Source organism: Arthrobacter melezitosi, from assembly GCF_054511055.1.
Genome location: NZ_JBTNDJ010000014.1, coordinates 65,605 through 77,690 on the forward strand (window position 1 = coordinate 65,605; position 12,086 = coordinate 77,690).

Consider the following 12,086-nt stretch of genomic DNA (forward strand, 5'->3'; position numbering starts at 1 on the left):
AACTCTGGTCTTAAGCCGGTAGTTGCCGGTAGAAGCGTGCGCGGGCGTGCCGTATGACGGGGGCGGACAGTGGCTGGCCCCCGGTGGGGCGCACCGAGGAGATCGACTACGTCCGGAACCGCGTGCTGCGGGACGCCGGCGGCGGGGTTTTCCTGGTTGGACCCCCAGGGGTGGGAAAGACGCTCATTGCCCGCTCCGTCAGCGACGACCTCTCGACGGAACTGGACGAGGTCTTCCTGCGCGGATCCGCGGCGACAGCCGGCACGCCCTATGGGGCGATCAGCATGGTGCTCGCCCAGCTGGATGAGGAAACCTCCGCCAACCCGCTGATGCTCCTGGCCTCCCTCCAGCACCACTTCGCCGCCGGCGGCCGGGCGACCCTGATGGTCCTGGACAAGGTCGAGGAGTTTGACGATTTCTCCGCGATGGTGATCGCCCACCTGGTCCGCCTCGGCGCGGTGCGGCTGATCGGCATCTGCGAGGACATGCAACGCGCCCCGGTCGAGCTGTTCAACCTGTGGAAGGACGACATCGTCCAGCGCCTCGACATCGCGCCGCTGGACCTCGAGAAGACAACCGAGTTGCTCACCGCGGCGATGCGCAGCCCCGTCTCGCGTTCGGTTGCCCTCGAGCTGTGGCAGGCCAGCGGAGGCAATCCCAGATACCTGCAGGCGCTCACCCTGGCCGATGTCGACTCCGGCCACCTCGTCCTGCGCGACGGGGTGTGGGTCCTGGACGGGGGCGCGGCCACCCGGACGGGGCGGCCGATCACCGACTGCGCCACGGGCCACCTCGGGCGTATCGGCGCCGGAGAACTTCCCGTGGTCGAGGCCGTTGCGGTGACCGGGGGAGTGCCCCTTGAAATGCTGCTTGAGGTCTTCCCGCACCAGCCCGTCAGCGACCTGCAGGAGCACGGCGTGCTGCGCACCGAGCAGGGCACCGTCCCAATGGTCCAGGTGGCGGACGGGGCCCTTGCCGGCGCCCTGCGCTCGCGGCTGGTCTCCGCGCCGGGGCGGGCGGCGCTCCTCGCCCTGAACAATCTCCGCGCCAGGGATTCCCTACCCCCGGCGGGCCGGGCGGCCCTGATCCGCTGGTGCCTCGAGAACGGGGTCGAGGTGGAGCCGGCCGCGCTGCTCGAAGCCGCCCGCGAGGCCAACGCGAGGTACGATCCCGACGCCGCCCTGGCCTTCCTGGACGCCGGGTCCCGGGACGCCCGGGACCCGGCGGCTGCCCTGGAAAGGGCGCGCGCCCTGGGCCTGAGCCGGCGAATCGACGAGGCCTTCGCCGTCCTTGGCCCTTTTGTCGGTGACGGCGCGCAGCCGCTGGACGCGGAGGTGGAGGTCGGGGTGCTCCTCGCCGCGGCCGGGCTCGCCATGCGGAGCCACGAACGCCATGGTGAGACGGGAGCCATCCTTGCCCGCGCGCGCCGGCGCCTCGCTGGCCTGCCGCCCGCTGCCGCCCGGGACCTGCGCGAACTCGTGGAGGACTTCACCGCCGAGTGGGAGTTCCACGAGGGCCGGTGCGCGTTCCTGGTGGAGACGCTGCCTGCTGCGATCGAGCAGCGGCTCGCGGAAGGCCGGCCCACGCACCGGCTGCAGGGACTGCTGACCTCGGCCCTTGCCGCGACCGGACGCCAGCACAGCGCTGTCGAAATGGGCCGTGCGCTGCTCGCGCGGATGGTTGGAGCGGAGCTTGACCCGCTCGAGATCGAACGGGCCGGAACGCACGTCTTCACCGCGCTGCTGGCTGCCGGGTACTGGACCGAGGCACTGTCCATGGCGGCAGCCGACCGGGAAAGTGCCGCGAGCATCTACGACGGTTCGGCGTCCGAGTTCACAGAGGGTCTGCTGCACGCCTTCGCGGGGCGCACCCGCGATGCACTCGCCCGGCTGATTCCGGCCATCAGCCAGCTCCGGACGACGGACCGGCACGGGCTGCTGCCCCTGGCTGAGGCAGCCGGTGCCTACGCCCTCGCGGTCAACGGAGACCACGACGCCGCCCGGGCACACCTTGAGGCGATGGATCTGGGCTCCGAGCGCCATCCCTGGCAGTACCGCAACAGCGCCGAGTACTTCCGGCTCCTTGCCAGGGAAGCGCTCGGTGAAGCCGACGCCGCGGTGGAAGGGCTGGGAGCCCTGGCAGGGACCAACGCCGCAGCAGGGAACAAGGGCCAGGAGCTTCTCTTCCTCTCCGCGGCGGTCCAGCTCGGCCAGGACGACCTCGTCGAGCGGCTCTGCGCCGCCGCATCCACCTCCGAGGGGCCGCTTGCCCGGACCCTTGAACTGTTCGGCAAGGGCATTACGGCCGGGGACTCGGCAGTTCTGCTCGACGCCGCCAGCGCCGCGCTCGCCACCGGCGAGGATGCCCTCGCCGCGAACGCGGCGGAGCGGGCCATCGAAATCCTTGACTCCGGCGATGCGATGATCGGAATCTACGCCGACCAGATCCTCCGCAGGGCGGGTGCACCGGGCCGGAAGCCACGGAACCGGACTATCCTCAGCGAAAGGGAAAGAAAGATCGCGCGCCTTGTCGCCCGGGGCGCATCGAACAAGGCGATAGCCGAAGCCGAGCACGTCTCGGTCCGGACGGTGGAAGGACACGTGCACCAGATCCTTACCAAACTTGGTCTTTCGAGCCGCCGGCAGCTCGCACTGATCTTCACGTAGACGGAAAAAGCATCGATGACCAGAATCCAGGAGGACATCTCCCTGGTCGGCCGCGCGCAAATGGTGGAGGACATCCTCACCGCGCTGCGCACCCCTGCCGGTTTCGGGGCGATGGTCGTCGGAGAGCCCGGTGTGGGCAAGACGGCGCTCGCCCGGGCGGTGGTCGGCCGGGTCAACGGGTCGACGCCGGTCTTCTCCGTCACCGGCGGCTCCTCGCTCCGCCACATTCCCTTCGGCGCCCTCGCCCCGTATCTCCATGGCCTGGCGGTGGGCGACGCCGGTTCGCCCGTGGCGATCCTGCGGAGCATGATGAAGCACCTGCCGGAGTCCCGGGGCAGGACACAGGATCCCCCGCTCTTCGTCGTCGACGACGCCCACGAACTGGACGAGAGCACGTGCGCGCTCCTGGCGCAGCTGGTGGGTGCGCGGCGGGCGAAACTCCTGGTCCTCTCCCGTGCCACCCCCCAGCCGCCGGCCGAATTCGCCGCACTGGGCCGCGACGGGCTCCTTGCGCGATTCGACCTCGAACCCCTCGATGCGCCGGCGGTGGATGAGCTGTGCCGGCAGGCCCTTGGGGGAAACGTCCTCACCGGCACGAGCAACCTCCTGGCCGCCACCACGGGCGGGAACCCGCTGTTTCTGCTGACCCTGCTGAAGCAGGGCCCCGGACAGGGGTACCTCGTTGAACGGAACGGCGTGTGGCGGATGGTGGGTGGGCGGCCGGCGGTGAATCTTCGGCTGGTCGACCTGATCCAGGGCCAGCTGCGCCAGCGCAGCTCCACACACATGGCTGCGCTGGAGGCCATTGCCCTGGCCGAGCCCATCGCCTTCCAGGCGCTCTCATCGTGCACCGATCCGGACGCTCTCCAACGGCTGCAGGATGACCGGCTGATCACCGTTGGCCCTGCACCGGACCGGCTGGTGGCGCTGGCCCACCCGCTCTACAGCGAGGTCATCCGGACCGTCGTGCCGGCTGCCCGGAGCATCGCCATCCGGCGTGCCGTCCTCGAGGTGCTCGACCCCCGGACCGAGTCCCTCGAGGGATTCCTGCGCAGCGTCGCCTGGGGCCTCGACTGCGGCGTGCCGCCGGAGGACCAAAGGCTCCTGCGGGCGGCGGTCGTGGCCAACCGGTTAAACGATCCGGGTTTCGCGCTGAGGGCGGCCCGGGCCGTCTCCGCCCCGGGGCTCCGCGGAAGGGCGCTCGTGGAGATCGCGCGGGCGCAGGTCGCCCGGGGCAACCTGAGCTATGCCAGGGAGCTCATCGACGAAGCCCTGCTCCGGTGCACCGACCTGCTCGTCGCCGAGGAAGCGACGCTCCTTTCCTTCGATATCCGGCTCCGCGCCGGGGGCACCTACGAGGAACTGCGCGGGGACATCGAACGGTGGGAATCGCTCATCTCGGCGGTCGGGTCAACCGGCTCCGGGGCACTGCGGGCCGCCGTCGCCACCTCCTACCTCGGCGCGCGGCTGCTCCGGTGCCACCTCCTGCTCCTCGAGGGACGGCTCACCGGGCTCGAGGGGCCGCTGCGGGAGGTCGTAGCGGACCCACACGGTAGCCCGGAAACGCGGACGGGCTCGCTGGTGCTGCTTGGGGAACTGCTGGGGGCCAGCGGGCGCCCGCGGGCGGGGGCGGCGTGCACCGCCGAAGCGCTCGCGATCATCGCCGCGGAGGAGCACCGGTTGCTGACCTACCGGGAGTTCGCCGTCTCCCGCCACCTGATGTGCCTGATCCATGCCGCCGATTGGGACGAGGCCCGCTCGGTCCTACGGGACTCTGCGCCGCTCTCTCCCCGGGACCCGGGCTTCCTCGCCGGCTGGTCCGACCTCGTCGAAGGAATCGCGGCCCTGCGCAGCGGGAAGACCGGTGCGGCCCGTGACCGGCTGCTGCTGGCCGTCGAGGGGATCCGGGAGTCGGATGGAGCCCAGGTCCTCACGATGGCCATCGGAATGGCCTCCTTCGCCTGTGCCGCGGCAGCGGACACCGCGCGCGCCAAGGCACTGATCGATGAGTACGGCGCGGTTCCCAGGCGGGGAAGCAGGCAGATGCGTCTCACCGGGCGGATCTACACCCTTGCTGCGGCAGCCCGGCTTGGCGAGGCGGACCAAGCGGCCGACGCGCTCAGCAGGATCGCCGAGAGCGCCGCATCCGATGGCATGCTCGAAGTGGCGTCTGCGGCACTGGAGGAGGCGGCACGGCTCGGAGACTCCGCCGCCACGGCCTCCCTGGCTGCCCTCACCACGCACTTCGAGGGCCGCGAGGCAGCCGTGCTTCATGCGTGGGCCGGGGGCCGGTGTGACCGGGACCCCGTGCGGCTCGCCTCCGCGGCCGGTCTCGCTGAAGAAAACGGCTACCTGCCCATCGCGGCGGACTGCCTGCGGGCCGCCGCAGAGTTGTGGTCGGCGCAAGGGGCCGCGCAGAAGGCGCGCAGCGCCCACAGCAGGCTTTCGGCGGTGCTCTCCGGCACGGACCAGCCCACGCCAGCCGGAACCAATGCAGGTGACTCGGGTACGCGGCTGACCCCGCGGGAGGTCGATATCGTCTCGCTGGTCGCCGAAGGGTACTCAAACCGTGAGATCGCCGAACGGCAGGGTGTGTCGGTGCGTACCGTCGAGGGGCACCTGTACCGGATCTTCGCGAAGCTCGGCGTCAGCCGGCGTGAGGAACTCCAGCACCAGGCAGAGAACCGGCCAGCGTCCTACCACCGCTGACGGCCACCGGCCACGGCCCTCCGGCCGTCGTCGCACCTCCTTACCGCACCCCGTTACCCCACTCCGTGCACCCCATCCCGCCGAGTGCTTCCGCCGCGGCCAGCCCCCGGACCAGTAGTTCGCGGGAGCAAGTGGGTAGCCCAGGGCCATTCTGGAGCGAAAACGCGTACGGCTTACTCGTGTGGTCTCCATAAGCAATTCCTAAGGTTGCTTCTATAACGGATCAACAACATTTCCATTACGGATGGACAATATGGGGGGAGTTGGTCTCGCAATGGGTGTCCTTTTCCACGGTTCCGACCGCACCCCGCAACAATCGGCTTTGGGGCCGCGTTCCCTCCGGCTGCCTGTCCTGCCTCTTTCCAGGCCGGCACGGTTGGCCACCTGCACCGGCCGGGCCACGGCACCGGAGGCGGTGCACCCCGATACGGAGCCGGCGGCGTCAGAACCTTCCGAGACCAAGGTTCGTCCCCAGCCGCCGTCGGCTCCCCTCCGGTCCGCCCGTCCGGCTGGAGGGCAGCGATGACCCAGCTCTCACACATTTTGGAGGGGATCGGTGTCTCCCGGGCGCGGTCCCTGCAGGTGCCACCTACCGCGCTCTCCGGAGTCGCCTGGCGGCAGCGCTACCAGTTGTCCCTGCGGATCACCGACACGGTCCTCATCGTCACCGTGGTGCTGATCTCGACGAATCTCCTGAATTCCAGGCGGCCCGGACCCGACCTTGATGCGTCGACCACGGGTCTCGCCGGGGCGATCCTCCTTGGCTGGCTGGCCATGATGTACATGTTCAGGACCCGCGACTCGCGGCTGATCGGTACCGGCTCGTGCGAGTACAAGCGACTCATCCACGCCGGCGCCGCGACCTTCGGGGGGTTCGCGGTCATCACGGTGATCCTTGGGATCACCGACTTCCGGTTCTTCCTCGTGTTCGCCCTCCCTGTCGGTCTTTTCTCCCTGTTGGTGAGCCGCTGGCTGTGGCGCCAGTGGCTGATCAGCCAGCGGCAGTTCGGGCACTTCCTGTCCAAGGTCGTGGTCGTGGGCCGGCGGGCCGACGTCCATTACGTCGCCGCGCAGCTCGCACGGAACGCCGGCGCCGCCTACGAGGTTGTGGGTGCGGTGTTGGAAGGCAAGGGAAGTTCCGCAGGCGTCCAGGTCGGTGGACACCTCGTCCCCGCCATCTGCGGGCTGGGCAAGGTCGAGGGCTTCGTCGAACACACCGGAGCCGACGCAGTCATCGTGGCCGGGCACCTCAACAAGGGAAGCGGATACATCCGGGAGCTGGGGTGGCGGCTTGAACGCACATCGACGGAGCTGGTGCTCGCCTCCGCCCTGACCAATGTAGCGGGCCCGCGGATCCGGATGCGGCCCGTCGAGGGCCTTCCCCTGATGCACGTTGAACTTCCCCAGTTCTCCGGTGGACGGCATGTCATCAAGCGGCTGATGGACATCGTTGTATCCCTGGCCGCGCTGATCGTCCTGGCTCCCGTTTTCGCCGTCATCGCGGTGCTCATCCGCCTGGACTCCCCGGGGCCCGTCTTCTTCCTCCAGGAGCGGGCCGGACGGCAGTCCACCGTCTTCAGGATGTTCAAGTTCCGCTCCATGGTGTGCTCGGCCGAGCAGGATCTCCAGCAGCTTGCAGGCGCCAGCGACGGCAACGGCGTGTTGTTCAAACTGAAGAACGACCCTCGGGTGACCGGCGTCGGGCGGTTCCTCCGGAAGCACTCGCTCGACGAGCTGCCCCAGTTCCTCAATGTCCTCCGCGGCGAAATGTCAGTCGTGGGCCCGCGGCCGCCGCTGCTCAGCGAGGTCTCCGCCTACCGGACCCACACGCATCGGCGCCTGTTCATCAAGCCGGGGATGACCGGCCTCTGGCAGGTCAGCGGACGCTCCGACCTCGACTGGGACGAAAGCGTCCGGCTCGACCTCTACTACGTGGAGAACTGGTCCGTGACAGGAGACCTCATGATTATGTGGCGCACGTTCAAGGTGATGGTCCGTCCGGTGGGGGCCTACTGATGAATTTCGACCACGCCGGCCAGCACGGGAAGGCCCCGGCCCGCCCGAAGGGAATCCCAATGGGACGCCGCGTCGGCTATGCGGCAGGGGCCTTCGACCTGTTCCACATCGGCCACCTGAACCTGCTCCGGCACGCCAGGACCCAGTGCGACTACCTGATCGCGGGGGTCGTCTCAGATGAGCTCTGCGAGGCGAACAAGGGCATGCGTCCCCTGATTCCGCTCACGGAACGCCTCGAAATCGTCGGCAGCCTCTCCTGCGTCGACGAGGCCGTGCCCGAGGTGCTCCCGGACAAGCTGGACACCTGGAAGCAGCTCGGGTTCAACGTCTTCTTCAAGGGGGATGACTGGCGCGGCACGGCCAAGGGGAGGCACCTCGAGGAAGCCTTCGCCGCTGTCGGCGTCGAGGTCGTGTACTTCCCGTACACCGTCCATACCTCGAGCACCGCCCTGCGGCGGACCCTCGACATCCTCAACTCAACCCCCCGCGAAGCGCGTGGCTGACATGGCCGCCCGGACCGCCCCGGAGGTGGAATTCATGGATGCCGTGCCATCCCACGACCGCCCGCTTCGGATCGCCCTCGTCGGAACCCGCGGCGTGCCGGCGCGCTACGGCGGATTCGAGACCTGCATCGAGGAGGTCGGACAGCGGCTTGCCGCCCGCGGCCACAGTGTCGTCGTCTACTGCCGGGAGAGCGCTGCATCCGATACGGCGGCCAACCGCTACAAGGGCATGGACCTCGTGCACCTTCCGGCGATGCGGCGGCGCTCCCTGGAGACCCTCAGCCATACGGGACTTTCGGCAGCGCACCTTTTCCTCCACCGGGCCGATGTGGCGGTGGTCTTCAATGCGGCCAACTCGCCGTGGCTCCCGGTGCTTCGCGCGGCAGGAATCCCCGTGGCCACCCACGTCGACGGCCTCGAATGGAAAAGGGCCAAGTGGGGCACCTGGGGTAAACGGTACTACCGCGTGGCGGAGTCCCTCGCCGTGCGCTGGTCAGACGCACTGATAGCCGATGCCGCCGGCATTGAGGAGTACTACAGGCGCGAATTCGGTGTCGACTCCATCCGCCTCGCCTATGGCGCGCCCATCCTCGGCACCGGTACCGGTGACCGTCTGGGGGAGTTGGGCCTCGAACCGGACAAATACCACCTTGTGGTGGCGCGTTTCGAGCCGGAAAACCATGTTCACCTGATCGTCGAAGGGTATGAGAAGAGCGCAGCGGCAATGCCGCTGGTCGTCGTGGGATCGGCGCCCTACGCCGACGGCTACACCCGCCACCTCAAGGCGCTGGGCGGTGAGCGGGTGCGCTTCGTCGGGGGAGTGTGGGACCAGGGCCTTCTCGACCAGCTCTACTCCAACGCCCGCGTGTACTGGCACGGGCACTCCGTCGGAGGGACCAATCCCTCGCTGCTGCGGGCGATGGGCGCGGGGACCGCCGTGAACGCCTTCGACGTCAACTTCAACCGCGGGGTCCTCGGCGGAAACGGCCGGTACTTCGCCGACGCCGACACGGTTGCGGCGCTCATCGCGGAGGCGGAGGACCCATTGTCCGGTACGGCCCGGCGGGGGAAGCGCTCGCAGGCCGACGCGCTCGCCTACGACTGGAACTCGGTGGCTGACGGCTATGAGGCCCTCTGCCGCGAACTCGCGGGACGCCGGGGACGCCGGGGCCGGCGCAGTGGCGCCTACCCATTGAACGCAGCTGATCGCCGGGCGGGGGCATGGACATGACACCTGTACCGCTGTCCCGGACGGCAGCCGCCGACCGCCCAGTCCTTCCTTCCGGAAGGGGAATCTGAAAAATGCTCCACCTCACCAGCACCTCGATCGAACGGCCACCGTCATGACTTTCACCCAACCCGGGCAACCGGGAAAGAAACTGTCCAAAGGACAACGGGCCGCAGCTGCTGCGGCCCTGATCGCTGCGACCAGCCTGAGCGGGTGGGCCGTAGCCGCCGGCTCGCTCGCCCCAGCTTCCGAGCCGATGTCCCGGACCATGCAGGCGAACAGTCCGGTAACCGAGCCAACGGGTGCCGCTGGACCCGAATCCGCACAACAGCGCTCCAGCGAGCAGGCTCCCGCCGGTGAGACACCGGCCCCGGGAGGTCCTGCCGCTGCCGGTGCGCAGGCCTTGGCCCCTTCCGCTGTTTCCGCGCAAGCCATCAACGAGCCTCCGCCCGTCGCCCCGCCCAAGCGTTTCGACCAGCCAGCGGAGGTCGCCAAGGGCGTCACGACCAGGGTGAGGACGATGAGGGCCGTGAACGGCGAAGCCCGCCGTGTTGGCGAGGTGGCCGGGCCCGCCGTCCAGTTCACCTTCGAGGTCACCAACAGCACCACCGCACCCATCTCCCTGGCGGAAGCCGTCGTCAACGTCGAAGTGGGACCCGACCGCGTCCCGGCAAACCAGCTCAGCGCCCCGGGAGCCGTCCCCTTCCCCGCTACAGTCGCCCCGGGGCAAACGGCCTCCGGTGTCTTCGTCTTCCAGATCCGACCGGAACAGCGCAGGACTGTCCGCGTCCTGTTCCACTACCAGGCAGCTTCACCGGTCGCAGCCTTTGAAGGCGCAGTGCCAGTGCAGGGAGAGGCACAATGAGAAACTCCATCCAGCCACCTCCGGCACCCCCTCAGCAGGCCCCGGGACGCGGGCGCCCCTGGAGCGCGCTTCGGAAAACCCTCGCGGTTGCGGCGGCGTGCGCCTTCGCGGTTGCGGCGACCATCACTGCCGGCCCGATCGCCTCGGCCGACACGGCGCCCGACCCGGCGAGCGCCGCGAACCCGCCTACCGTGTCGGCCGACCCGCTGCCGACCGTGCAGGTCGACGGCGTCGTCTGGCAGCAGGTCATCGTCGGGAACACCGTCTATGCGGCAGGCAACTTCACGACGGCCCGGCCGGCCGGGGCGGCACCCGGGGCCAGCACCGTGACCCGCAACCATATCCTCGCGTACGACCTCACGACGGGTGCGCTCATCCAGTCCTTCGCCCCGAGCCTCAACGCCCAGGCGCGGTCAATCGCGGCGTCGCCGGATGGCTCCCGGATCTATGTCGGTGGGGCCTTCACCACCGTTAACGGAGCACCCGCCTCCAGGATCGCCGCGCTCGATCCGGCAACCGGTGCGATGATTAACTCCTTCAAACCGACGCCCAACTCGCGGGTCGATGCGATCGTGGCGACCGCCGACGCCGTCTACTTCGGTGGCTGGTTCTCCGCCGTGGGGTCGACCCCCCGGCCAAGGCTCGCGGCCGTCGACGCAGGCACCGGCGCGCTGCGCATCTGGAACCCCAAAGCTGCCGGAGGCGACGTCTGGGCGATGGTCATCTCCCCCGACCGCACCCAGATAGTCGTCGGCGGCAGCTTCACGACGCTCAACGGATCATCGAACCCCGGGTACGGCTTGGCAGCCGTCGACACCACGGCGGGCGCGCTGACGCCGTGGGCCGTCAACGGCCTGATCCGCAACGGTGGACTGAATGCCGCCATCACCGGCCTGTCCACCGACGGGACCAACGTCTACGGCACCGGCTATGTCTTCGGCTCCGGCGGCAACTTCGAGGGAATGTTCTCCGCGAACTGGGCCGGCGGGACATTGAAGTGGCTTGAGGACTGCCACGGTGATACCTACAGCGTCGCTCCCATCGGAGAGGTGATTTACACCGTGGGGCATGCCCACTACTGCGGAAACATCGGCGGGTTCCCCGAGTCGAACCCGCGGGACTGGCAGCGGGGCATTTCTTTCAGCAGGAGTGCGACCGGGACCGTCAAGCGGAACAGCGAAGGCAATTACTTCAATTTCGAGGGCAAGCCTGCCCCGTCGCTCCTGACCTGGTTCCCCCGGCTGACCGCCGGCACGTTCACCGGTCAGGGCCAGGCCGCGTGGTCGGTCACCGGGAACTCCAAGTACGTGGTGCTGGGTGGGGAGTTCCCCCGGGTGAACGGCAAGGCACAGCAGGGACTCGTGCGCTTCGCCGTCCGGGACAGTGCGCCCAACAAGTCCGGCCCCATCGTCACCGGAACCGCGACCAACCCGACCCTCGCCTCCACGGCCCCTGGCAAGGTCACCGTGAAGTGGACCTCCAACTGGGACTACGACAACCAGAAGCTCACCTATAAGGTGATCCGTGACGGCCAGACCGCCACCCCGGTGCACGAGGTCCCGCAGCTGTCGACGTTCTGGCAGCGGCCCGTGCTGACCTTCGAGGACTCCGGTCTCGCTCCGTCTTCGACGCATACCTATCAGGTCGTCGCCGCCGATCCCTTCGGCAATGAGGTCCGCTCCGCGGCCGTCAGCGTCACCGTCATGGCGGGTGCCGCGGCGAACACCCCGCCGGTCGCACGGTTCACCGAGACGGTCAACGGCCTGGGCGCCTCCTTCGACGGTTCGACGTCGACCGATCCCGACGGCACCATCGCCTCCTACGCCTGGGAGTTCGGTGACGGGACGACAGGGACCGGGGTGAAGGCCTCCAAGACGTACGAGACTGCGGGGACCTATGCGGTGAAGCTGACGGTCACCGACGACGCCGGGGCGACCAACTCGACCTCCAAGACCATTACGGTCGCGGCGGCTCCTCCTGCGAATGCCCCGCCCACCGCGGCGTTCACGCACACGGCCACCGGGCTGGCGGCTTCCTTCGACGGTTCGACGTCGACCGATCCCGACGGCACCATCGCCTCCTACGCCTGGGAGTTCGGC

7 protein-coding genes are annotated in these 12,086 nt (G+C 69.0%); all 7 read left to right on the forward strand.

Annotated elements, in window-relative coordinates:
• Positions 1 to 53: 53 nt before the first annotated feature.
• On the forward strand, positions 54 to 2,666 hold the full coding sequence (locus ACX80W_RS13520) for a LuxR C-terminal-related transcriptional regulator (protein ID WP_459284108.1): 2,613 nt from the start codon (positions 54 to 56) through the stop codon (positions 2,664 to 2,666).
• A 15-nt stretch (positions 2,667 to 2,681) separates the two neighbouring features.
• Positions 2,682 to 5,375 carry a LuxR C-terminal-related transcriptional regulator gene (locus tag ACX80W_RS13525; RefSeq protein WP_459284110.1) on the forward strand — a complete coding sequence of 898 codons (2,694 nt, stop codon included), beginning with the start codon at positions 2,682 to 2,684 and terminating at the stop codon, positions 5,373 to 5,375.
• A 522-nt stretch (positions 5,376 to 5,897) separates the two neighbouring features.
• Positions 5,898 to 7,391, forward strand: a complete 1,494-nt coding sequence (locus ACX80W_RS13530) for a sugar transferase (protein ID WP_459284112.1) — start codon at positions 5,898 to 5,900, stop codon at positions 7,389 to 7,391.
• A gap of 59 nt (positions 7,392 to 7,450) precedes the next feature.
• Entirely contained in the window at positions 7,451 to 7,894 is a 444-nt protein-coding gene (locus tag ACX80W_RS13535; protein WP_459284127.1) for an FAD synthase family protein, read from the forward strand.
• A gap of 34 nt (positions 7,895 to 7,928) precedes the next feature.
• Positions 7,929 to 9,125, forward strand: a complete 1,197-nt coding sequence (locus ACX80W_RS13540; protein ID WP_459284114.1) for a DUF1972 domain-containing protein — start codon at positions 7,929 to 7,931, stop codon at positions 9,123 to 9,125.
• A gap of 526 nt (positions 9,126 to 9,651) precedes the next feature.
• Positions 9,652 to 9,987, forward strand: coding sequence for a hypothetical protein (locus tag ACX80W_RS13545; RefSeq protein WP_459284115.1), 336 nt, complete (start codon positions 9,652 to 9,654; stop codon positions 9,985 to 9,987).
• On the forward strand, positions 9,984 to 12,086 hold a 2,103-nt coding region (locus tag ACX80W_RS13550), incomplete at its 3' end, for a PKD domain-containing protein (protein WP_459284116.1). The genes ACX80W_RS13545 and ACX80W_RS13550, both read left to right, overlap by 4 nt.